Source organism: Micromonospora sp. NBC_00362, assembly GCF_026342155.1.
Taxonomy (GTDB): Bacteria; Actinomycetota; Actinomycetes; order Mycobacteriales; family Micromonosporaceae; genus Micromonospora; species Micromonospora hortensis.
In genome coordinates this window covers 614,482-638,335 of sequence record NZ_JAPENH010000001.1, presented here as the reverse complement: position 1 = coordinate 638,335, position 23,854 = coordinate 614,482, and the positions used below count along the sequence as shown (strand labels likewise).

At 71.0% G+C, this 23,854-nt stretch carries 13 protein-coding genes; 1 reads left to right on the top strand and 12 read right to left on the bottom strand.

Going from position 1 to position 23,854, the window contains the following annotated elements:
* Positions 1-2 precede the first annotated feature (2 nt).
* On the top strand, positions 3-7,508 hold the full coding sequence (locus tag OG992_RS02725) for a CHAT domain-containing protein (protein ID WP_266302231.1): 7,506 nt from the start codon (positions 3-5) through the stop codon (positions 7,506-7,508).
* A gap of 23 nt (positions 7,509-7,531) precedes the next feature.
* On the opposite strand, the gene OG992_RS02720 is transcribed toward OG992_RS02725, so the two are convergent.
* The 12 genes from OG992_RS02720 to OG992_RS02665 form a co-directional block, all read right to left on the bottom strand.
* Positions 7,532-11,176, bottom strand: a complete 3,645-nt coding sequence (locus OG992_RS02720) for a hypothetical protein (protein ID WP_266302230.1) — start codon at positions 11,174-11,176, stop codon at positions 7,532-7,534.
* A 430-nt stretch (positions 11,177-11,606) separates the two neighbouring features.
* Positions 11,607-12,071, bottom strand: a complete 465-nt coding sequence (locus OG992_RS02715; RefSeq protein ID WP_238682533.1) for a MaoC family dehydratase — start codon at positions 12,069-12,071, stop codon at positions 11,607-11,609.
* 17 nt (positions 12,072-12,088) lie between these two features.
* On the bottom strand, positions 12,089-13,237 hold the full coding sequence (locus OG992_RS02710) for an acyl-CoA dehydrogenase family protein (RefSeq protein ID WP_266302229.1): 1,149 nt from the start codon (positions 13,235-13,237) through the stop codon (positions 12,089-12,091).
* A 46-nt stretch (positions 13,238-13,283) separates the two neighbouring features.
* Positions 13,284-16,109 carry a LuxR family transcriptional regulator gene (locus tag OG992_RS02705; RefSeq protein ID WP_266302228.1) on the bottom strand — a complete coding sequence of 942 codons (2,826 nt, stop codon included), beginning with the start codon at positions 16,107-16,109 and terminating at the stop codon, positions 13,284-13,286.
* Between the two features lie 64 nt (positions 16,110-16,173).
* Entirely contained in the window at positions 16,174-16,785 is a 612-nt protein-coding gene (locus OG992_RS02700; protein WP_238682536.1) for a TetR/AcrR family transcriptional regulator, read from the bottom strand.
* A 94-nt stretch (positions 16,786-16,879) separates the two neighbouring features.
* Complete coding sequence (locus tag OG992_RS02695) at positions 16,880-17,647, bottom strand: SDR family oxidoreductase (protein ID WP_238682537.1); 768 nt, start codon at positions 17,645-17,647, stop codon at positions 16,880-16,882.
* A gap of 144 nt (positions 17,648-17,791) precedes the next feature.
* Positions 17,792-19,078, bottom strand: coding sequence for an ABC transporter substrate-binding protein (locus OG992_RS02690; protein WP_266302227.1), 1,287 nt, complete (start codon positions 19,076-19,078; stop codon positions 17,792-17,794).
* An 86-nt stretch (positions 19,079-19,164) separates the two neighbouring features.
* Positions 19,165-20,277 (bottom strand): branched-chain amino acid ABC transporter permease, encoded by a 1,113-nt coding sequence (locus tag OG992_RS02685; protein WP_266302226.1) that lies wholly within the window; start codon positions 20,275-20,277, stop codon positions 19,165-19,167.
* Positions 20,274-21,152 carry a branched-chain amino acid ABC transporter permease gene (locus OG992_RS02680; RefSeq protein WP_091399163.1) on the bottom strand — a complete coding sequence of 293 codons (879 nt, stop codon included), beginning with the start codon at positions 21,150-21,152 and terminating at the stop codon, positions 20,274-20,276. Before OG992_RS02680 ends, OG992_RS02685 begins: the two co-directional genes overlap by 4 nt.
* Before the next feature lie 33 nt (positions 21,153-21,185).
* Positions 21,186-21,908, bottom strand: a complete 723-nt coding sequence (locus OG992_RS02675; protein WP_238682540.1) for an ABC transporter ATP-binding protein — start codon at positions 21,906-21,908, stop codon at positions 21,186-21,188.
* On the bottom strand, positions 21,905-22,693 hold the full coding sequence (locus OG992_RS02670; protein WP_266302225.1) for an ABC transporter ATP-binding protein: 789 nt from the start codon (positions 22,691-22,693) through the stop codon (positions 21,905-21,907). Before OG992_RS02670 ends, OG992_RS02675 begins: the two co-directional genes overlap by 4 nt.
* A 136-nt stretch (positions 22,694-22,829) precedes the next feature.
* A complete protein-coding gene (locus OG992_RS02665; RefSeq protein WP_238682542.1) occupies positions 22,830-23,729 on the bottom strand; it encodes an alpha/beta hydrolase in 900 nt (299 codons plus the stop codon).
* Between the last annotated feature and the right edge of the window lie 125 nt (positions 23,730-23,854).

Here is a 23,854-nt window from a genome sequence, read left to right as displayed (position 1 = left end):
CCATGGCTCAGCGGGTAACTGTCCACAGTGACGACGAACTGGCCGGAGTGCCGCGGAGCCCGGATACCGCAGAGCTCATCCGGTGGTATCTCGACGATCACCTGCGGACGTCGTTCGAGATCGGCGACGTCCGGGCCGGACAGGCCGAGACAGCCATCGCCGGCGAGGTCCGTCCACCGACGCCGCCGCCAGCGCCGGTAGATCTGCCGGGAGCGCAGTTGCGTGTGATCGTCCTGTTCGGCGACCCGGACAGCAGCGGGCAGCATCGGCTGGTGGCTCGGCAGGTGGCGGATCGGCTCGGCGCGCTGCGGACGCCGGTCGGTATCGAGGCCTACTACACCCCCCATGGACCCGATCCCGAAAAGGTGGTCGCGCACGTGCGGTCACAAGCTGAGGCGGGCCGGCCCTTTCACCTCATCCACGTCGAGGACGGGGTGCCGATACAGGACGGCATCGGCGCGCTCGGCGTACCGATCGTGGTGCTTCCCGGTGGTCGGTCCGACCCGGCGAGCCGAGAGGCGGTCAGGGCCCAGGCGGTGCGCATCGTCGAGGATGGCGCCAAGGCGGTCATCACCCTTGGTTCGGCACTGCACGCGACGGCCGCGGCGGAGTTCCTCCTGACCGTCTACGACGAACTGCTCAGCGGAGGGCATCTGACGGAGGCGGTCGCCGCAGGCCGCCGTCGTCTCGCTCAGGGAACCCCCGACTCGGTCGTCCGGCGGCGCGCCGACCGGCTGCTGCCTGCGCTCTTCCTCAGCGCCGACCCACGTATTCCCCGGGCACGCACCGATCGCGAGCCCGGTCGCACCGACGAGAAGCTGAACGAGTTGCGAGACGCTCGCGGCAACCGCCCGGGAACATTGCACTCGATGTCCGATCCCGTCGGGTGCGACTCACTGATCGCCGCGACCCAGGCCGCAGCGCGGCAGAAGAGACCGGTGATCCTGCACGGACCATCCGGCTCGGGCAAGAGCGAGGCGGCCCGGGCCTTCGGACGGTGGTGGGTGACCACGGGGCAGACGGCCGGATACGAGCGCGTGCTCTGGCATCCGATCGAGTCTGGGGCACCGACGTTCGCGGCCGCGCACCTCGCCGCCGCGCTCAGCCGCCAGGTCCACGGACGTGACCATCAGCCGCTACGTCCCGGCAACCGCGCCGCCTGGGTGGACCGGGTGCTGACCGCGCTGTCCGATCGGCCGATGCTGATCTTCCTGGACGGTCTGGAGATCGCCCACTCGCTGCCCGACCCGGGTTGCACGACCCCGGTCCTCACCGCCGCGGAGGCCGGTGAGTTCGCCGACTTTGTCCGCCGGCTGACGGAGACCGGCAGCACCGTCGTGATCACCAGTCGCACCACCGAGGACTGGATCGTCGACGCCACCCGCATCGAAGCCCGCGGCTTCGGCCAGGCCGAGGCGATGGAGTTCACCGAACGACAACTGTCGGAGGCGACACGGTCCCGGCCGGCGTTTCTCGAGGTGATGCGACGAATCGGCGGCAACCCGTTGAGCCTGCGCCTGGCCGTACCCCTGCTGCAGTCGGGAACGCCGGAGCAGTTCCTCGCCGAATCCGGCCTCGTGACAGCGCTACCCGCCGAGGAACAGACGTCGCTGCCGTGGGTGTTCGCGTACGCCCTGACGAAGTTGAGCCCGCACGCGCGGCGCCAGCTCGTCGTGACCAGCCTGTTTCGGGACTACGCCGACCTCGACGCGCTTGGCCTGGTGTCTCGTCATGGGCACATCCCGGCCCGGATCGCCGATCGTGACGCCGACGTGTGGAAACCGATTCTGGAGGAGGCGAGCCGGGCCGGCCTGTATCGCTACGCCGGCAGCTACCTCTACCTGCTCGACCCCGCGGTCCGCCGCTACCTGGACCTGGCCTGGCGGGTGGAGGCCGCTGAATCGTACGAGGCGGAGCACGGAACGACCTCGCGCTTCCTGTACCACATCTACGCGCAGATCGGACCTATGCTCCTCAAGCACGACCTGGCCGGCGAGGACCCCGAACTCACGTTCTGGATGATCCACTTCCAGCGGCACACCTACGGCACGGTAGTCGGCGGCGCGCTCGCGGACGGCGACTGGGGTATGGCCGCAACCATCTACCAACCGCTGGACGAGCTGGCGGACAGTCGGTGCCTGTACGCGGAGTCCCTGCTGTGGTTCGAGCGTTGCCGCGACGCGCTCGACAGCGACGAAGGATGGCCGCCTCCGCTCGGCGGCAGGGCCGGCACCCTCTGGCACCAGCAGATGATGGCGCAGGCCCGCAAGTGGCTGCGTGCCGGCGACGTCGATCACGCCGAACGGCTCTACCTGCAGGTGCATGACGCCATCGCGGCACGCGACGAGTTCACGAAGAGTCTGCGGGTGCTCGAACACCAACTCGGCCGGGTCGCCGAGACCCGCCAGCGCTGGGACGACGCAGAGCGGTGGTACCGCCGGGCGCTGGTCGGCATGGACGAATCGGAACGCGCCAACACGTACCATCAGCTCGGTTTCGTCGCGGAGAACCAAGGCGATCTCGAGGAGGCGGAACGTCTCTACCGGCAGTCACTCGACATCGTGACCCGGGCAGGGGATCGGGCCGCCCAGACCATCCGACTGCAGTCGCTGGCGATCGTGGCGAGAAAGCGGGACCGTCTCGGTGCGGCCGAGCATTGGCTGCGGCTGGCCCTGGACGCGCATCTGGCCATGGACGACCGCATTGGCACCGCCGCCGTCTATCGCAATCTGGGTGAGGTTCTCGAGGAACGCGGTCGGCTTGAGGACGCTGAGCAGCTCTATCGGCGCTCCGCTGAACTGTTCCTGCACAAGTCCGAGACAACCAGGTACGGCGATGTCTGCCGGCTGCTCGGCCTCGTCACCCAGAGGCGCGGCAAACCCGCCGAGGCGCAGCACTGGCAGACTCAGTTCGTCGAGGTCGCCGAGCAGGTCGGCGATCCCCGCGCAATGGCGGACGGCTACGACAACCTCGGTCAGCTACTCGATCAGCAGGATCGGCCGGACGAGGCCAAGACCTGGTTTCGCAAGATCATCTCTCTAGGCGAGGAGCGAGACTCGGATGGGCTGATCCTCCGTGGACGCCACGCGCTCGGTCGGCTCCATCTGCGCCGCCACGAAGAAGAAGCGGCCGAGCACGTCGTCCGGGAGGGGCTGGTCCAGGCGCAGAGACTGGATCGCGGCGCGCTCGCTGGCACCTACGGTCTGCTCGCTCAGATCGGGATGTCGCGTGGAGACACTGGTCAGGCGCTGGACGACGCGATCAGTGGCGTCGCTCTGTTCGATGACTTTCACAGTGTCCACGGCCGGACCATTCTCGACTCACCGGCGACCTCCCTCATCACCATCGCAAAGGCGGTGGGGTTCGGGGCGCTGGAGGAACGCTGGCAGACGGTAACCGGTACACCTCTGCCCGACGAGATCCGCGAGCAGTTGGCATTCGAAGAGGCGCTCGGCATCGACAGCGGCACCATGACGCGAAACGCCATCGCAGCCGGAATGACGGATCGCGGGGAACTGTCGGAGTACCTGCACGCGATGACGATGTGGTGGGCGTACCAGGCCGGGCTCGCCCAGGCCGACATGACGGAAGCGCTGGTCACCTTGGGCCGCCTGATGCCGGACCGGGAACAGTTGGTGCCCGAGCCACTGCGGGAGCTGCTGCGAACCATGACCGCCGCCGACCCCGGCGTGGCTGACAGTGACCCAGCGGCCTGGGGCGCCGAGGCGAGACGGCTGATGCTTGATCCCCACACCCGGGCCGATCCGGCCGCCCTCGACCGGCTGATCGGCCTGCTCCGCTCGTACCTCGGCACCCTGCCTGAGGGCTCACGGCACTGGGCCGCCTCACTGACCAACCTCGCCACCCAACTCCAGCACAGATTCCGCCTCAACGGCTCCGCCGCGGACCTGGACGAGGTCATCGAGATCGGCCGGACCGCGGTGGCGGCGTTTGGCGACATGCCGGAACCGCGCGCTGCGGCGCTCTTCAACCTGAGTAACGGCCTCGTCATCCGATACGAGGCCAGTGGCGCGACCGCCGACCTGGACGAGGCCATCGAAGGGCTGCGGATCGCGGCGGACCTGCCGTCGCCGCATCACAACCGCATCCTCTCCACGCTGGCGGTCACTCTTCGGATGCGCTTCGAGCGCACTGGAGCGGCTGGCGACGGGGACGACGCGGTAACCCTGGCACGCCAGGCTCTGAACGGCACGGATCCCAGCGATCCGGAGCTTCTCGGAGCGTTGATGAGCCTGTCGGCGGCGCTGTTGGAACGCTTTCAGCAACGCACCGTACCCGCGGACATCGAGGAGGCCGCGGAGTACGGCCACCGTGCGGTCACGGCGGCCCAGCCGGGTGGTCGTGACCGCATGAAGGCGCTGAGTAACCTGGGCCGGATCCGCACCCTGCTGTTCGGCATCACTCGCCGTACGGCTGACATCGACGGCGCCGTCGAGGCCACCGGCCAAGCCGTCGACCTCTGCGACGAGGACGACCCGGATCGACCATCGTTGTTGGTGAACCACGTAGGGGCGATGGCCGTCAGGTACACCACCACCGGACGCGACGACGGGTTGGAGGCCGTACTGGACGACGCCCGCCGCTGCGCCGACCGAACAGTCCCGACCGTCCGCTCCCAGCTACTGAGCGGGGTGGCGATCATCCTCCAGCACCGCTACCGGCTCTCGATGCGTCCCGAGGACGGCGCGGCCGCAGCTCGGGCCGTGCGAGCGGCTGCCGCCGAACCCGAGAAGATGGCGATCATCGACGTGGCGCTAGGCCTCTACCACGGCTCGGCCGAGGACGACGGCGCCGCGGCTCGGCTCATAGCGAGCAGCCGCGCCGAGATTGAGGCTGCGGAGGCCGACGGCACCCAGCCCGGCTCGACCCTTCTCAGCATGCTCGGCGGCGCCCTCCTGATCAGATTCGAGCAGTCGGGCGAGCGAGCCGATCTTGAAGAGGCGATCGCCGTCCTCCGCCGGGCCGTCTCTCAGGCCGAAGACAGAGCGACGCCGCGCCCATCCTCCGACCTGCGGCGGGTACAACTGGCGTCCGCCCTGCTGCTGCGCTCGGAGGTGGAGGGAAGCCGCGACGACATCGAGGAAGCTGTCACGCTACTGCGGGACGCGGTCACCGGTCTCCCGGCGGAAGGGTCGGACCGGGTGATCGCCATGCTCTCCTATGCGTGGGCGCTGCACGGCCGGTTTCGGTACAGCAGCGACGTGGGCGACCTCGACCTGGCCGCTGCCGTATCCCGTCGGGCGATCGCCTCGACACCCACTGACCATCCCGGGAGCCGGGTCGAGCTTCTCACCGCCCTGGCCGAGATCCTGACCGAGCGGTACAGGTACACGGGCAACGGCAATGACCTCATGCAAGCCGTACAGGTGTCCCGCGAAGTCACCGAGACGCTGCCCGCAGACGACCCGGCCCGCATCGGTCACCTCATCTCCCTGGCCTCCCGGCTGCACACCCAGTACGAGCACGACGCCGATCCGGCTACGCTAGCGGCCGCGATCACGACCGCCACGGAGGTCACGGCGCTGGCACCACCCGGTGCCGCCGACCACGCGGCGGGGCAGGCCACACTCGCCCGGATCCTGCTGACGGCGAGCGAGCCAGAATTGGGTGGGGACATCGACCTCGCCGTCGACGCGGCACTGCGGGCGGTGAACGCCACCACCGTCGAGGACGTCAACCGCCCACAGTGGCTCGCGGTATTGGCCGAGGCGCTGGTCGGGCGCGCGCTGACCCGATCGTCCGCCGATGACCTGCAGCTCGCCGCGGAAGCACTCATCTCCGCGCTTCACCTGGACCCCGGGAACGCCAGCCTGCGCGCCGACTGGGCGAATCTCTTCGACCTGGGCATGGCTGGTTCGCCCGATCCGGAGACGCCGAAATACGCGATGCGGTACTGGCACGATGCCGCCCTCGCCCCGCGCACACAGCCGGCGCAGCAGGCGCGATCGGCACGCGCGTGGGCGGAACGAGCCGCTGTGGCAGGCGACCTCGGCCAGGTCCGGGAGGCCGTCGAACTGGTCACCGGCCTGCTGCCGCAGCTCGTGGAAGAGGGGCTCAGCGAAGCCGACCGGCTGCGTCACCTGGAAGACCTCCAGGGTCTCGGACCACTCGCGGCCTGGATGGAGCTCGCCGCCGATCCGCCGCGGCTCGAGGCGGCCTGGGAGCGGCTGGAGAACGGCAGGGCGTTCCTCGTCCGTCAGGCGCTCGACGCGCACAACGATCTGACCGGCCTGCGCCATGACCATCCGTCGATCGCCGAAGACGTCGAGCAGCTACGGTGGTTGCTCGCCCAAAGCCACCGCCGGGACCACACCGCCGGACCCGGCGGGTACGAGCCGCGGGAGCTGGCATCGCAATGGCGCGACCTTCTCGACCGGATCCGGGCGCTGCCCGGCCACGAACGGTTCGGGCTGCCGCCCACTGTAGGCGACCTGCGCGCGGTCGTCGGTGAACGCACAGTGGTGGCCATCAACGTCACCCCGTACGGGTGCGCCGCGCTCATTCTGACCGCGGACACGGCCGACCACGTTCCGCTGCCCGAGCTCCGGCAGGATCGACTACGTGAGCAGGCCGACCGGTTCCTCCGAGCGGTCGACCCCGGTCCCGACCACGAGTACGACGCCGACGGGGTGCGCGCGGTACTCGCGTGGTTGTGGGACACGACGATGGAGCCGGTCCTGCACGCGCTGGGGCACACCACCGCGATCGGCGCGGACGAGGCCTGGCCGCAGATCTGCTGGATGCCCACCGACGTGCTGTCGATGTTGCCGCTGCACGCGGCAGGCCACCATGACGACGACGAGGGGGACCCGGCGCGCCGGATCACCCTGGACCGGGTGGTCTCGTCGTACACGCTGACCGTCCGTTCCCTGGACCAGCGTGGCCGGCCGGACACGATCGACGGCACGGGCGTGCTCCTCGTCGGCAGCAACTCTCCCGTCGGGGACGGGTACGCGCCGCTGGCCCTCGCCGAAGCCGAGTGTGAAGCGGTGCGACGCATCCTCGGCGCCGTGCCGGAACCGCTGGTGGGCGACCGTGCCAACCCGGCAGCGGTGCTGGCCGCGCTACCCGGGACGACGATCGCGCATTTCGCCTGCCACGCCGTGGCGGACTTCGACGACCCGGCGGCCGGCTATCTGCAACTACACGACGACGTGCTGACCGTGGGACAGCTCATGAGTGCCGACGCGCCTCGGGCTTGGCTTGCGTATCTCTCCGCCTGCACCACCGGGGTCGTCTCGCCGCGGCTGCTCAACGAGCCGGTCCACCTCGCCTCGGCATTCCAGATCGCGGGTTTCGTACACACCATCGCCACCCTGTGGCCGATCTCCGACGTACTCGCACCGTTCGTGGCCTGGCATCTCTACCGCAACCTGACACGAGGGCTGCCACCCGCGGTAGCCCTGCATCACACGATCCACGCCGTGCGGAAGCGTCATCCCCACAAACCGCAGTTCTGGGCTTCACACATCCACTTCGGACCGTGAGTTGCCACGATGGACGGCCGTGGTCACGGCTCCAGCAGGCTCTGGACCGGGGCACACGCGCGGCAGGGCCAGACTCGTACGGTGCCGTCGTCATGGGTCGAGACGAGCCGCTGGCCGTCCGGGCTGAAGTCGACGGTCTCCACGGAGGCGCCGAATCCGCCGACGGTCACGGACTGCGCGGCCTCCGACGCGCGCCACAGCCGAGCGGTGCCGTCCTTTCCAGAACTGATGACCCATTGCCCATCCGGGCTGAACGACACGTGCCAGACGGGACCCTCGTGTCCTCGCAACACCATCGGCGCGCTGCCGCTCGTGACGGAATGGATCTGCACGGTGCCGTCGAAGCCGGCACTGACGACCCGTTGTCCGTCCGGGCTGAAGGCCACCGCCCATACCAGTCCCTCGTGACCGGGAAGTAGTAGTGGTTCGGCGGTGCCGGAGGCGTCCCAGATCCGTAGTGTGCCCTCCGCACCAGCGGTGGCGACCTTCCTGCCGTCCGGGCTGAAGGCGGCGTATCGGATCTCTTCGGCGACTCGATGGACCACCGGGGAACCCTGGCCGGTGAGGTCCCAGATTCGCAGGCTCCCGTCGTTGCTGACGCTGGCCAGGCGACGGCCGTCAGGGCTGAAGTCGGCGATCCACGCCTGCTTCTCGTGCCCGCGAAGCACCACAGGATCGTGTCTGCCGGCGAGGTCCCAGACTCGTACGCTGCCGTCGCGGCCGCCCGTGGCCACACTCGTCCCGTCCGGACTCACGGTGAGACCGTAGACGTCGCCGTCGTGCCGGCCGAGCACCCGAGGCTCGGCCGGTGTGGCCAGGTTCCAGACCTGTACCGTGCCGTCCTCGCCGCCACTGACCACCCGCTGCCCGTCCGGGGTGAACGCGGCGGACCAGGTGGCCTTCTCGTGGCCCCGCAGGATCAGACGATCGCTGCCCGCGTCCCAGATCCGTAGCGTGCCGTCATCGGCCGCGCTCACCAGCCGGGATCCGTCCGGGCTGAACGCCAACGCCCAGACCCGGTTGGTGTGGCCGCGCAGCACCAACGGGTCACCGGCGCCGTTGGCGTTCCAGATCCGTACGGTCAGATCGTCACTGGTGGTCGCGATCCACTGCTCGTCCGGGCTCAGCGCGAGCCCTTCCACGGTGCCCTCGTGCCCACGCAACACCACCGGGGCCGCCGATCCGGTCAGCGGCCACACCCAGGCCGTACCGTCGGTGCTGGAGCAGGCCAGGCGGGTGCCGTCCTGGCTGAACACCATCGTCCTGGTGGCCTCTCGTGGCCCGGTGAGGATCCTTCTGGTGGATCGCGCGGCCAGATCCCAGAGCCGTACCGTCGTGTCGTGGCTGCTGCTGGCCAACCGGCGCCCGTCGGGGCTGAAGGCCACACCGACAGCGACCTTCGTATGCCCACGCAGCACCACCGGTCGGCCGCCACCGTGAGCATCCCAGACCCGAACTGTGGTGTCCTCGCCAGCACTCGCGACCGACCGTCCGTCGGGGCTGAAGGCCACTCCCCAGACCGGGCCCTCGTGCCCGCGGAGGACGACGGGCCCAGCGCCTCCATCGACCTGCCAGATCCGGACGGTGCCGTCCGAGCCGGCGGTGACCAGTCGCTTCCCGTCCGGGCTGAACATCGGGCTCCAGACCTGTCCCTCGGGTCCGCCGGTGAGAGCCAGACCTGGTCCGGAGACGCCGTGCCCGGCCCAGGTCCACACCCGCACCTCGCCGTCCGCCCCGGTGGCGGCCACCCGCCTCCCGTCCGGACTGAACGCCACGCCCAATGCCTTCTTGCTGCTCATCGGCACAATCGCCTGCAGTCGGTCATCGACGGCGGCCTGGCGGAGCACCATCTCCGCACCGACGGTCGGGCGTGTGGTCAGAGCGCGTCGGGCGAGGCGCTGCGCCTGCTGCGGATCGATCCGCAGTTGGTTGTTGGCCTCGACCGTCAGCTGCCGGGAGACAGCGAGGTCTCGTTCGGCCGCCGCCCGGTCCGCTTGCACGAGCGCCACTACCGCGAGGACGCTCACCACGACAACGATTGCCGCGAGCCCGGTCAACGCCACGCTGGTCCGGCGCCGTCGGGCTGCCCGGCGCCGACTCTCTCGCGCACGGCTGGTCTCCAGAAAGTCCCGTTCCAGGTCACTGAGGTCCAGCACCTGATGTGTTGCCCAGAGCGCCAACTGAACCCCCCGATACAGGAATCCGTCCACGCGGTCGTGCCGATCCCACTCGGCGGCAGCCTCCGTCAGCCTGCGGTGCGAGCGCAGCAGCTCCCGATCTTCGGTCAGCCAGCGACGCAGCCGGGGCCATTCCTGGATCAGGGCCTCATGGGCCACCATGACGCCCTTCTCGTCCGCCGTCACCAGCCGCGCGGCTGTCAACCTGCCCAGCACCTCGGCCGCGGCCAATGGGTCTGCCCCGCCCACCAACTCGGCCAGGGGTGCCCGGCGTCGGGTGTCCTCGGTGCCGTCACCGAGGGCGGTCAGGCGCAGGAAGATGTCCCGTGCCAGCCCTCGCTGCCCCTCATCGAACTGCGCGTACACCCCTTCGGCAGTGCGGGTGATGGCGCCGTTCACACCCCCCGACTCGCGGTAGTGGGCCAGTGTGATCCGCTTGCCCTGCCGCAGGCGCGACGTCTCCAACAGCGCGTGGGACAGCAGCGGCAGCGCACTCGTCTGGCCGCCAACGTCTGCCACGGCCATCTCCACCAACGCCGGGTCCACCAGCAACCCGGCGCGCTCGGCAGGGCCGGTGATCGTCCGACGCAGATCCTTCTCGTCCATCGGGCCGATCAGCAGCTGGTGCTCGTGGAGAGCGGCCACCAGGGCCGGGTAGGCGGCACACCGACCATAGAAGTCGGCTCGCACTCCCAGCACCACGCGGACCCTGGGGACCTCCGCCGCGGCGAGCAGCGCGGCAACGAACCCCGACCGCTCCCCCTCGTCGCGACAGAGCGTGAAGAGCTCCTCGAACTGGTCCACCACGATGAGCATGGTCGATCCCGATGGACGGGCATCAAGAATCTGCTCAATCGTCGCGCGGATGCTGGCGGGCTCATCGACCAGGTGACGCTGGGCCGTGTCACGAGCCAGGTCCGGTTCACTGACGAGCTGGAACGCGAGTTCTTCGATGGGATGTTCGCCCGGCGTCATCAGCACCGTGGCCCAGGCCGGCTGACCCTTGGCGGGATTGTCGACCACTGCCGCTATCAGACCCGCTCGGAGCAGGGATGACTTTCCCGCACCGGACGGGGCGAAAACCGCGACGAACCGGAGGCGGGTGAGCATTTCCCGGAGCTGAGCCACCAGGCGCTCACGTCCGAAGAACCATTCCGAGTCTTCCGGCTGGAACGCTGCCATACCCCAATACGGCCCGCGGCTGCCCCCCACCGTCTCGGCGGACGTCATGCTTGCGATCAGACTGTGCCACCGTTGGGTCCATTCGGCCGGATCGCCCTCACAGGCGGCCACGTACGCCAGTGTCACCTGAAGGCTTGGCACGGTCTCGCCGCTGGCCGCCTTCGCCAGGGTGGTCACCGAGAAGTGCGCGCGTCGGGCCAGTTGACGGTAGGTCGGCGAACCTGCCTTCGTCCGCAGTTGGCGCAGGTCGAGCGCGAACCGCTCCAACTCGCCTGCCTCCGGGTCGAGCGGCCGCTCAGGTCTTCCCACCTTGTCCCCCGTCACAGAGTTGTTTGTCAGCCTGGCGACATGATTGGCAAACAATCCATCAGGGACTATATCTAGTTCCGTGGAAGCCGATCGACGACTGTCGGGTAGCGGCCACAGCGCAACTAGGCGCGCGGCCACGTTCGATGATCCGACGCGATCGACGACACGGAGGAGGACCGGGAGGGGGTGTGTGATGCACACCAGAAACGGCATCGGCGTTGTTACCCGCAGCACCGATCGTCGTCCTGGAATCGGGGGGTGTCACGCAATCCCGGATAGGCGAGGGGGATTTTATTCGATTACGATTTCCCTATCACTCTGGCGACCAGCTCGAGGAACAAGACCAGTTCGTTTCCGCCTCGACCGCTAGGGCGGTGCGGTGACGGGGCGGCGACGGGATCCGTCGCCGCCCTGTCAGCACCCGGAAGGGTCACTGCTCCACGGCGCGGTAGAGCCGGCTCACGGTCTCGGCCACGCAGACGGGCTTGCCGCCGCTGTCGCTCTCCACCGTGACCGTCACGACCAACTGCACACCGCCGCTGACCGGCGACACGTCGGCGATGGTGGCGGTGGCGCGTACGGCGGCGCCGACCCGCAGCGGCGCGGGGAAGCGCACCCGGTTCAGCCCGTAGTTGACGCCCATCGCCACCCCCTCGACCCGGTAGAGCCCGCCGGCCAACGCCGGCAACAGCGACAGGGTGAGGTACCCGTGGGCGATCGTCCCGCCGAACGGCCCCGCCGCGGCTCGGACCGGGTCGAGATGGATCCACTGGTGGTCGTCGGTGGCGTCGGCGAAGAGGTCGACGCGGCTCTGCTCGATGCGCTGCCACGGACCGGGCCCGAGGCTCTCGCCGGTCGCGGCGGCCAACTCCTCGAACGAGGTGAAGACTCTCATGCCGGATCTCCCTACAGCTAGAAGGCGTTGACGCCGGTGAGCGCGCGGCCGATGAGGAGTTGCTGAATCTGACTGGTGCCCTCGTAGAGGGTGGCCACCCGGGCATCGCGTAGGTACTTGCCGACCGGATACTCGTCGATGTAGCCGTACCCACCGAAGACCTGGACCGCGTTGTTGGCCGCGCGGACGGCGGCCTCACTGGCGAAGAGCTTGGCCATCGACGCCTCGGTGGCGAACGGCTGGTCGCGGTCGATCAGATCGGCCACCTGCCACACCAGTAAGCGGGCGGCGGCGGTGTCCACAGCGATGGCGGCGAGCAGTTGTTGGACGAGCTGGTGCCCGGCGATCGGTTTGCCGAACTGGGTGCGCTGCCCGGCGTAACCGACCGCCGCGTCGAGGCAGCCCTGGGCGATGCCGACGCAGCCGGCGGCCACCGACATCCGACCCTTGGCGAGGGTGGCCAGGGCCAGCCGGAATCCGGCGCCCTCGGCCCCGAGGCGGGCCGTGTCGGGCACGCGCACCTCGTCGAAGCCCAGCTCGCCGGTGGCCTGACCGCGCAGGCCGAGCTTGCCGTGGATCTCCCGCCGGGTCAGCCCCGGGCTGTCGGTGGGCACCAGGAACGCGCTGATTCCTCGGTGCCCGGGGCCGCCGGTGCGGGCGAAGACCAGCGCGACGTCGGCGGTGGTGCCGTTGGTGATGAACGTCTTCGTGCCGGTGAGCAGCCAGTCGGTGCCGTCGCGGACCGCACGGGTGCGCAGGGCGGCCGCGTCCGAGCCGCTGTCCGGCTCGGTCAGCGCGAAGCAGCCGAGTGCGCTGCCGGCGCAGAGCCTCGGTAGCCACTCGGCGCGCTGTTCCGCGCTCCCGTGCGCGGCGATCGACTTCGCGACCAGGCCGAGGGAGACCGAGACGATGCCGCGCACCGCCGAGTCGCCCCGGCCCAGTTCCTCAAGGACCAGGCAGTACGCGAGGTGGTCGCCGCCGGAACCGCCGTCGGTCTCGGCGATGGTCAGCCCCAGGAAGCCCAGGTCACCGAGCATGCCGACGATGGTGGGGTCGACTGATTCGCGGCGATCCCAGGCGGCCGCGTGCGGCAGCAGCTCGCGGTCGGCGAACTCGGCGGCCAGCTGGCGGACCGCCGCCTGCTCGGCGGAGAGGGTGAGGTCCATGACGCTCAAACTAGCGGTGATAGTTAAACGCGTCCAGACCGGACGTTCACCGGTCGGAGGCCAGACCGACGTGCCGCTCGGCGGTGAACGCGCGGGCCAGCTCGGTCCGCGAACGGATGCCCAGCCGATGGAACACGTTGCGCAGGTGGTGGTCGACAGTGCGGGTGGAGAGGAACATCCGGACGGCGATCTCCCGGTTGGTGGCGCCCTCGGCGACCAGCTCGGCGATCCGCAGTTGCTGGCCTGTCAACAACCGCGCCGCGGGCAAGTCCGGCGGACCGATCGACTCCCCGGCCGCCCGCAGCTCCGTGGTGGCCTGCTCGGCCCAGCACTCCACCCCGAGCAAACTGAACATCTCGCGGGCCTGGTGCAGGTGCGTGCGCGCGTCGCGAGGGCGTCGACTGCGGCGCAGCTCCTGGCCGAAGAGCAGTTCGGTGCGGGCCCGCTCGAACGTGCCGGCCTCGGTCGGGTGCAGGCGCAGCGCCGCCTGGAAGTCCCGCTCCGCCTCGGCACCGCCCCGGGGGGCGAGCAGTGCGTGACACCGCGCGGACAGGGCCCGGCGCAACGGGCTCGCGGTGCTGCTGGCCCACCTGTCGAACGCGGCGAGCGCGGCCGTCGCCGCCGGCCGGTGCGCCAGGTGCGCCGCCGCCTCCACCAGGTACGGGGTCGCCATCACCTGCACGAGGACCTGCCCCCGACGCGTGCCGAGCCGAGCCAGCGACGCCAACCGCTCCGCGGCCTCGGCGTGCCGACCGTCGACCAAATCGAGCACCGCCAGGGCCCACGCGGCGAGCGCGTGCGGGCGGCTGCCCGGCGTCGGAGACTCGCCGATCTCGCGGATCCGCCGCAGGCTGGTCTCCCGATCGGCCCGGATCGCGGCGAGGACGGCGAGCATGCCCAGGTGGACGTTGGCGCAGTTGACCTGCCCGGTCGCCCGGGCGACGCGCAGCCCGTCGCGGGAGGTCTCCGCCGCCGCCTCGTGTCGGCCCAGCCAGTACTCGGCGACCGCCCGCAGCTCCAACGCCCGCGACAGCATGGACAGCTCACCCCGTTCCCGGGCCAGCTCGACGGCACGCTCGGCGAGCCGGTGAGCCGCGCCGTCCACGGCCACCAGCAGTCCGGCCGCCGCGGCGCAGCTGAGCGCGGTGGGGGTCAACGCCCAACCGGTCAGCCGGTCGCCCAGCACCACGGCGCGGCGCAGCGCGGGCCCGGCTCGCTCGTGGTCGCCCCGCAGGGTCGCCGCCACCCCGGCGATCAGGCACCCCATGACCTCCAGGGCCGGCGGGTCGTCCGGGCGCCGCAACGGCAGTGCCCGCCGGCCGACCTCGGCGTACCGGTACTGGTCGCCGGTGAAGCAGACCGCCTCGCCGGCCCGCACCAGCCCGGTCAACGCCAGGGCGCGGTCGGTGCCGTCCACCGCCGCGGCGGAGGCCAGCAGAGTGGCAGACGCACTCGACGCGGTGCCGCAGCGCAGCTCCAGCTCGCCGCGGAGCAGGTCGGCACGGCCTCGGACGACCGGGTCGACGCAGACCGCGCGCAGGCGGTCGAGCAGCAGCCGGGCCTCGTCGGGTTGCCCCCCGGCCCAGGCGTATCGGGCGGCGGCCAGCAGACGGGCGGCGGTCAGCCTCGGCCGGTCGCTCAGTTCGGCCGCCCACCGAAGGGCCACCGAGGCGGCGGCCCAGCCGTCGGATCCGCCGACCGCCGCCTGTTCCAGCTCGGCGGCGAGGACCGGATCGGAACCCGCCGTCGCGGCGGCGAGGTGCATCGCCCGGCGCAGCCGCTGCCCGTCCGCGACCAGCACCTCGGCGAGCAGTCGGTGCGCCGCGCGGCGCTCCGCGAGCGGCGCGCTGGCCGCGATCATCGTGCGCACCAGCGGCTGCGGAAAGGTGACGCCTCGTTGCTCGACGCGCACCAGGCCGGCGACCTCCGCCGGGGCGAGCGCCTCGACCTCGGCGCCGGCAGCCGCCGCGGCCCGGATCAGGGTGCCCGGCTCGCCGTCCTCGTCGAGCGCGGCGAGCAACAGCACCCGTCGGGTTTCCGGGGGCAGCCGGTCCAGCCGGGCTCGGTACGCGCGACCCAGCGCTCCGTCCGCCGGTGGCGCTGCCGGCAGCGACTCCTCACCCCGCCACTGCCCCGCGGTGAGCACATCGGCGAGGTCGACCAGGGCCTGCGGATTGCCGCCGCCGATAGTGGCCAACGCGGTCAGGGCCGACGCGGCTGGCCGGTCGGGGAGCCGGTCGACGCCCTCGCGCCCGGACAGCCGATCGAGTCGATCGGTGAGGACGGCGCGGCTCTCGTGCTCGGTCAGCGCGCGCAGCCGGTGTGCCGGTATCCCGTCGAGGTTGGCGGTGACGTCCGCGCTGAGCAGGACGGCGAGCGGCAGGTGCCGCAGTCGGCGGGCCACGAACGCCAGCACCTGCGCGGTCTGCGGGTCACCTCGGTCGATGTCGTCCATGGTGGCGAGCAACGGCCGGTCCCGGGCGGCGGCGGCGAGCAGCCCGAGCACCGCCATCGACAGGGTCAACTGCCGGTCGGCCGGGCAGCTCTCCCCGGCCAGTGCGCGCCGCAGCAGTTGGCGCTGCTCGCCGGGGAGCCCGGCGGCCCGGTCGAGCACCGGGTCGACCAGGCGTTGCAGGCCGGCGTACGGCAGGGCGGCCTCCTCGGCGAGCCCGCTGCCGGCCAGCACCGTGCAGTCACTCTCGGCGTGCCGATGGGCGTAGCCGAGAACTGCCGTACGGCCCGATCCGGGCTCTCCGCGCAACAGCAGGGCACCGCCGGCGTTGGTCATGCCGTCGAGCAGGCTCCGGACAGCCCGGCACTCGTCGTCCCGGCCACGCAGCACGGTTAGTTGCACTCTTGATGCAGTAACCATGCCTGCCAGTGTTACCCATCGGAAACCGAATGGAAAGAGGGGTCGATATCGGGCCGGGCCGGAATCAGTCGGGCGCGACCTCGGCCAGCAGGGCGCCCACGGTCCGGGCCATCACCGCGCGGGCCTGGTCCACGCCGAGACCGAGCCCGTAGCGCAGCATCGACCAGGCCTGCCAGGTGCTCGCCGCCACCAGGGCGTTGAGCAACTGCTCCCGTCCCGCCCCGGCCTCGGCCAGCTCGACGGCGAAGAGCTCCTCGACCTCGTCGCGGACCCGTTCGATGTGCTTGAGACGGTTGCGGTGCAGCTGTTCGGAGACCGGCTCACGCATCTGGGCGGCCCGCGCCGACGACGCGATGAGCTGGAGCAGTCGAGCCCGCTGCCGGCAGTACGCGTCGACCCGCTTCGCCAACGGCAGGCCCGGTGAGATCGGCCGGTAGGCGGCGTCCTGCTGGCGGAGCACCTCCGCGCCGCTGGCCTCGAAGAGCGTCTCCATGTCCTTGAAGTTGGTCCAGAGGGTGCGCAGCGAGATGCCCGCCCGCTCGGCGATGCGCTCCCCGGTCGGACGCAGGTCGCCCTCGGAGATGAGCGCGAGGTGCGCCTCGACGATGGCCGCGCGGGTGCGCTCGGCGCGGGCGGTGCGCCCGTCGACCCGGCCCGCCACATCGACTGCGTCCATCCGCCCTCGCCCCCTCACCGCCACGGCGTCCCCCGACGCACCGCCGAGTCTAGACAGCCGTTGATCAGCGGCTCCGGACGCTCCGCCGACGCCGTCATCCGACCCTGCCGGTCAGCGAGACGCCGCCGTCGCAGACGATGGTCTGCCCGGTGATCCAACTGGCGTCGTCGGAGGCCAGGAAGGCGACAGCGCCCGCCACGTCCGACGGCAGACCGAGGCGTCCGAGCGGGTACCGTGCGGCGACCTCGGCCTCCCGCCCGTCGTAGAGGGCGGCGGCGAAGCGGGTCTTCACCACGCCGGGGGCGACCGCGTTGACCCGGACCGTCGGCCCCAGTTCCACGGCGAGGCTGGCGGTGAGGTGGTTGAGCGCGGCCTTGCTGACCCCGTAGCAGGCGATTCCGGGCGACGGGCCGAGCCCGGCGATCGACGAGACGTTGACGACGCAGCCGCCTCGCTGGCTCATGCCGGCGGCGCAGACCTCCTGCACCCAGCCGAGCGCCGCGACAACGTTCACGTCGAGGATCTTGCGGGCCGCGGCCAGGTCCAGCTCGACCAGCGGGCCGTGCACCGGGTTGATGCCGGTGTTGTTGACCAGCAGATCCACCGGCCCGAACGCCGCGCCGACCTGGCTCACCGCGGCGGCCCGATGCTCGGGATCGTCGGCCCGGCCCGGCACCGCGAGGGCGTGTGCCGGACCGCCCAGGGTGGCGACCGCCTCGGCCAGCCCTTCGGGGCGGCGGGCGGTCACGCCCACCCGCGCGCCTTCGGCGACGAGGCGTTGGGCGATGGCCAGACCGATCCCGCGACTGGCGCCGGTGACGATGGCGACCCGGTCCGCGAGTCGGCCCGAATATGCATTCACGGTGCAGATAGTAAGAGCGTCTATCGGTATCGGTCAACGCCTGCGGCGATCGAGCGGCAGACCGCTCCGGCAGCACGCGCGCAGCAGTCCGACCGGGCGTGGTCAGGGGAACCACGCCCGGTCGGACGTCGGGGCTGCGGGGCCTCAGGAGACGGTCGGCACCCCGTTCGCCGGTGGCGCGGCCGGGGTGGCGGTGTACTCGTTGACCGCCCCATCCGCCTCGTCGGTCTCGTACGCCGGCCCGAAGTAGCTCTGCACTCCCCCACTCACCCGGCTCAACCGCTGGCCGCCGTACCCGGAGTGGTCAGTGGCGGAGAAGCGCAGCGGCACCAGCCCGGGGCCCTGGAAGCCGCCCTTCTGCACGGCCTCCAGCACCTTCTCCCGGGTGAGGTCCTTGCCGGCGGCGAGCAGTGTCTGCACGAAGAGGTAGCCGACCGACATGCCGTAGACGGTGTTGCCGTCGAACGGCGCGTCCCCGTTGTGCTCCTTGTTGATCTTGGTGAAGAGCTGGACCCACGGGTTCGCCGTGTCGTTCTGCATCGGCAGGTAGTTGGTGCCGACCATTCCCTCCAGCAGCGGCGCCGCGGCGCCGAGTTGCTTGGCCAGGGTCGGGTGGTCGGCGCCGACGTTGGAGACCAGCCACTGCGGCTTGAAGCCCAGCCGGGCCGCCGTGCCGACGGACAGCGCGGTGAAGCCGGGCACTGTGGCGAGCACGACGACCTGGCAGCCGGCCGCCTTGAACGCGCCGATCTGCGGCGCCACGTTGGTGTTGCTGGTGACGTACGTCTGCTTGACCGCCACGGCACCGGCGCCGAGCACCTTCTCCACGCCGGCCAGGCTGTCCCGGCCGAAGTCGTCGTCCTGACCGAGGAAGCAGACCTTCTGCCCGGCCAGGTTCGTCTTCGCGTAGTTGGCGAGGATCTTGCCCTCGACCGTGTAGTCCGGGTTGAACCCGAACGTGCCCGGGTACTTGTCCGGCTGGTCCCAGCTGCGGCTGCCGGAGGCGACGAAGAGGTCGGGCACCCGGTTGCTCTTGAGGAAGTCGAGCACACCGGTGTGCGTCGGCGTGCCCAGACCATTGAGGACGGCGAAGACCTTGTCTTGGAGGACGAGCTGACGGACCACCTGCTGGGTGTTCGCCGGGTTGTAGCCGTCGTCCATGATCTTGTAGGTGATCGTGCGGCCGTGCACTCCGCCGTTGGCGTTGACGTAGTCGAAGTAGGCCTTCGTCGCCGGGGCGATCTTCGAGTAGCCGGCCGAGGCCGGGCCGGTCAGCGGCATGTGGGTGCCGACGACGATCTCGGTGTCGGTGACGCCCGGCACCGACGCACCGCCGGAGCCGGGGCCGTCGTCGCCGCTACAGCCGGCTGCGGTGATGAGCAGGGCAAGGGTGCTGGCGATCGCGAGGCCGCGATGCGCTTTACGGTGCATGGGAAACACCGACCTTTCTCGGTCCGGTTTTCTGTGGGGAACGGTGTGGTGGTGGGGCGCCCGGCCGAGGCCGGACCGAGGACAGCTCAGGAACGCCGGGTCGGCCGCCTGGCCAGCAACGCCCGGCCGAGACGCGACAGCAGACCCTGCACACCGCCGGGGGCGGCGATCATGACGACGATCAGGGTGAGACCGAAGATCGCCAGGGGGAGGTTGCCCTCCAGCCGCTGCGCCACAGCGGGCGAGAGCGTGAGCATCTCGGTCACCGAGTGGGTCAGATCGGGCAGGGCGACCAGCAGGACGGCCCCCCACAGCGCACCGGTCAGTCGACCCAGGCCACCGATCACCACGGCCATCAGCAGGAACAGCGACAGGGTCAGCGAGAACGCGCCGGGTGAGACGCTTTGCGCGAGCACCGCCAGCAGCGCACCGCCGAGCCCGGCGGTGGCGGCGCTGACCACGAACGCGAGGACCTGGGTGCGGGCCACGTGGATGCCGGCCAGACGGGCCGCCACCTCGTCGTCGCGGACCGCCCGGAAGGTACGCCCGTACCGGCTGCGGATCAGGTTCGCCAACAGCAGCAACGCGAGCAGGGTGGCCGCGCCGGTGACCCAGAGCTGCCACCGCTCGTACGGGAAGTACGGGCCGAGCGACAGCGGTGGCGGCTCCACCGGCACCGACAGCCCCTGCTCTCCGTTGAACACGCCGTCGAAGGTGACCGCCAGCGCCGGCACCACCACTGCCACCGCGAGGGTGACCCCGGCCAGATAAGGGCCGCGCAGCCGGGCCGCCGCCACACCGACCACCGCGCCGACCGCGACGGTGCTGACGATCGCCGCAGCCAACGACAGCGGCAACAGCCAGCCGCCGGTCATCCCCCGGTCGGCGAACGCGGTCTGGCACAGCGCCACCGTGTAAGCCCCGGTGGCCATCAGCGCGCCGTGTCCGAGCGACAGTTGACCGTTGAGCCCGGTGAGGACGGTCAGCCCGGCGGTCGCGCAGAGGTAGGCCGCCACCGTGGCGAGCTGGAAGTTGCGGAACGGCTCGACGGAGTAGCTGACCGCCACCAGCAGCAGCCCGGCGGCCGCCACCACGGCGAGGTGGCGCAGCAGTGTGGAGCCGCGTCGGCTGTCGACCGGTCGGCCGCCCGGGTCGTCGAGCTGCTCCCTCGGCGGCACTGCCGCCCTCGTGGCGCTCACACCCGCCTCGCCGCGACCGGGGCGAACAGCCCACCGGGCCGGACCAGCAGCACCGCCAGCAGCAGGACCAGCACCGCGAGCGGGGTGAGGTCACTGCCGGCGTAGCCGCTCACGTAGGAGAGCAGCAACCCCACCACCAGCCCACCGACCACCGCCCCCGGTGGACTGTCCAGCCCGCCGACCACCGCCGCGGTGAACGCCGAGACGAACACCAGGTCCATCGCGTGCGGGTGCAGGCCCAGCTCGGTCGGTAGGACCAGCATGGCGGCCAACGCGCCCACCCCGGAGGCGAGCGCCCAGCCGAGGGTCAGCATCCCACCGACATTGACCCCGAGCAGCCGGGAGACCTCCGGAGCGAAGGCCGCCGCGCGCATCCGCAACCCCACCGGGGTACGCGCGAACATCCAGGCCAGGCCACTGACCACCACGCCGATCGTGGCGAAGACGAACAGGTCGTACGGGGACAGCACGGCGACCCCGCCCACGGTGAGGGCGGACCGGCTGAACGGGGCCTCGGCGGGGCGGAACTCGCTGCCGTACACCATGCCGAGCACGGCCTGGATCAGCAGCACCAGCCCGAGCGCGACGATCACCGGGTTGAGCGGTGAGGCGTGGTCGACGTGCCGCATCACCACCCGGTCCACCAGCGCACCGAGCAGCAGGCCGGCGACGATCGCGACCACGAAGCCCAGCCAGTAGGAACCGGTAGCGGTGCTGACCGTGTAGGCGACGTACGCGGCGGCGACGGCCATCGCCCCCTGGGCGAAGTTGACGACCCGCGCCGCCCGCCAGATGAGCACCAGGGCCAGCGCGAACGCGGCGTACACCGCGCCCCGGGACAGGCCGTCGACGGTGAGGAAGACGAAGCGGTCCAACAGTCCTCCCTCCGGGGGACGAGATGGTGGTGGTCAGAAACCGAGGTACGCGTGGCGCAGGTCGACGTCGTCGCGTAGCTGCACCGCCGGGGCGGCGATCACCACCCGACCGAGGGACATCACGACGCCCTGGTCGGCGACGGCGAGCGCGCTGCGCACGTTCTGCTCGACCAGCAGGACGGTCAGCCCGGTCCGGTCACGCAGTTGGCGGAGCAGGGCCATGGTCCGGGCGACCACCCGTGGCGCCAGGCCGAGCGACGGCTCGTCCAGCAACAGCAGACGGGGGCGGCCGACCAGGGCCCGACCGAGCGCGAGCATCTGCCGCTCGCCGCCGGAGAGCTGGTGACCGAGGTGCCGGCGGCGTCGGGCCAGCGGCTCGAAGAGCTGGTAGACCTCGTCGAGGGCCCGCCCGGCGTCGGCCCGGTCGCGCCGCCACAGGCCGCCCAGCCGCAGGTTCTCGTCGACGGTCAGCTCGCTGATCACGCCCCGGCCCTCCGGGACGTGCGCCATGCCGCGTCGGACGAGCTGCTCCACCGGCGTACCGCGAAGGTCCTCACCGGCCAGCAGGACCTGGCCGGCGGCCGGGCGGATCATGCCGGAGAGCGCGCGCAGGAGGGTGGTCTTGCCGGCGCCGTTGGCGCCGACGACAGCGGCGATCGTGCCGGCGGGGATGGTGAGGTCGATGGCCCGCAACACGGGCGCGGCGCCGTAACCGGCGACCAGCCCTCGCACGACGAGAAGGTCGGTGCCGCTCATGGGGAGACCTCCTCCTCGACTGTGGCACCGAGGTACGCGTCGGTGACCGCCGGGTCGTCGCGGATCTCGTCCGGGGTGCCGGCGGCGATGACCCGGCCGAAGTCGAGGACCACGAGTTCGTCGCAGACGGCCATCACCAGGTCCATGTGGTGCTCGACCAGGAGCACGGCGCAGGGGTCGGTGTCCCGTCGGGGCAGTTGCCGGACCAGCTCCGCCAGCTCGGCGATGTCGTCCGCCCCGAGGCCACCGGCCGGCTCGTCGAGCAGGAGCAGCCGGGGCCGGGCGGCGAGCGCGCGGGCCAGGGCGACCCGCTGGCGTACGGCGAAGGGCAGGGTGGTCGGCGCGGCTCCGGCGTGCTCGGCGATGCCCAACTCGTCGAGGATGGCCAGCGCGTCCCCGCGCAGCCGGCGCTCGTCGCGGTCGCTGGCCGGCAGCCCGAGCAACGCCGGGACGAAGCCGGCACGGGCGGTGTGCGAAGCGCCGGTCATCACGTTCTCCAGCACGCTCAGCCCGGCGAAGAGGCCGGTGCCCTGGAGGGTCCGGGCGATGCCGAGCCGGGTCAGCCGGTGCGGCCGTGGCCGCAGCGGCCGGCCGTCGAGGGTGAGTGAACCCGTCTCCGGTGCGACGAAGCCGCAGATCACGTTGAACAGCGTGGTCTTGCCGGCGCCGTTGGGCCCGATGACGCCGACCACCCGGTTGGGTGGCACCCGCAGGGACACGTCGTCGAGGGCGGTGAGGCCGCCGAAACGGACGCCGATGTGGTGCAGTTCGAGGCCGCGCTCCATCACCCATCCCTCTGTCGTGGCGGGTGTTTATTTACACTCGCAGTGTACGTTTCTCGGGTTTGGCGTCAAGACCTTCAATGGCCCTTTACGCACGTGGACGGGGCGGCCGCCAGCGGCGACCGCCCCGTGACCGCCGTCAGGCGCTGGGACAGGTGTTGCGGTACTCCTGGATCTGCGAGCCGCTCGGGCCGGGGCAGAGGAACTGCTCGTAGCGGGTGTCGTCGTCGACGAACCGCTTCAACCAGGCCACCATCTGCCGCGCGGTCGGCGTGTTGGTGCTCTGCGGGAAGAAGTGGCTCGCCCCGTTCAGCTCCAGGTACGCCTTCTCGGCGGAGGCCGGGATGCTGTTGTAGAAGGGCACCGAGTGCGACGAGACCGGCGCGACGCTGTCGCTCTCCCCGCCCACGATCAGCGTGGGCACCCGCAACTCGGACCAGCTCTTGTCCGTGTTCCACGGCGCCAGTGGCACCGCGGCCTGCAAGGACGGCCGCGACGAGGCCGCCTCCAGGCTGCCCCCGCCACCCATGGAGTGACCGGCCACAGCAAGTCGACTGCTGTCGATCCGGGTCCGCACCGAGCTGCGCTGGGTGAGGTAGTCGAGCGCGGCGAGGAGCTGCCGACCCCGGCTGGCCGGCTGGTCCAGCCGACTGTTGGTCTCGATGCCGATCACCACGAAGCCGTGCGAGGCGATGCGCGGTCCGAGCCAGCTGATGCTGGACCAGGCGGCGGTGTAACCGGGCGAGATGGCGATGGCGCCGAAGGTGCCCTCGCTGGTGCTGGTCGGGTAGTAGATGACGCCGCCGCCGAAGCCGGTGACGCTCAGCGAGGACACGCTCTGCGAGGACGTCGCGAACGGGCCGCGGCTTGCCTCCAGGATCGCTGTGGTCGGGGCGGGGCCCCTGTCGTACGGGCCGGCGGCCTGGGCGGCGCCGGGGGATCCGGCCAGGATGCCACCGGCGGCCAGGACGGCGGCCAAGGCGAGCCGGGTGGCGCGGGCTGCGACGGAACGGGGACGGGTGGTGGTTGGTGAGGACACGTCGGGCACTCCCTAAAGTCGAGGGATATCGACGTATGTCAGTTTTGGCTGCTTGGCCGATCCCGGCATCGGCGAAATCACCAGTCCCGGCGCAGGATGCCGAGATGAGTCGTGTTTCGACCCTC

Coding starts and splice junctions, on each gene's coding strand:
- OG992_RS02725 (WP_266302231.1), top strand. CDS start 3: ATGGCTCAGCGGGTAACTGTCCACAGTGACGACGAACTGGCCGGAGTG.
- OG992_RS02715 (WP_238682533.1), bottom strand. CDS start 12,071: ATGAGAGTCTTCACCTCGTTCGAGGAGTTGGCCGCCGCGACCGGCGAG.
- OG992_RS02710 (WP_266302229.1), bottom strand. CDS start 13,237: ATGGACCTCACCCTCTCCGCCGAGCAGGCGGCGGTCCGCCAGCTGGCC.
- OG992_RS02705 (WP_266302228.1), bottom strand. CDS start 16,109: ATGGTTACTGCATCAAGAGTGCAACTAACCGTGCTGCGTGGCCGGGAC.
- OG992_RS02700 (WP_238682536.1), bottom strand. CDS start 16,785: ATGGACGCAGTCGATGTGGCGGGCCGGGTCGACGGGCGCACCGCCCGC.
- OG992_RS02690 (WP_266302227.1), bottom strand. CDS start 19,078: ATGCACCGTAAAGCGCATCGCGGCCTCGCGATCGCCAGCACCCTTGCC.
- OG992_RS02675 (WP_238682540.1), bottom strand. CDS start 21,908: ATGAGCGGCACCGACCTTCTCGTCGTGCGAGGGCTGGTCGCCGGTTAC.
- OG992_RS02670 (WP_266302225.1), bottom strand. CDS start 22,693: ATGGAGCGCGGCCTCGAACTGCACCACATCGGCGTCCGTTTCGGCGGC.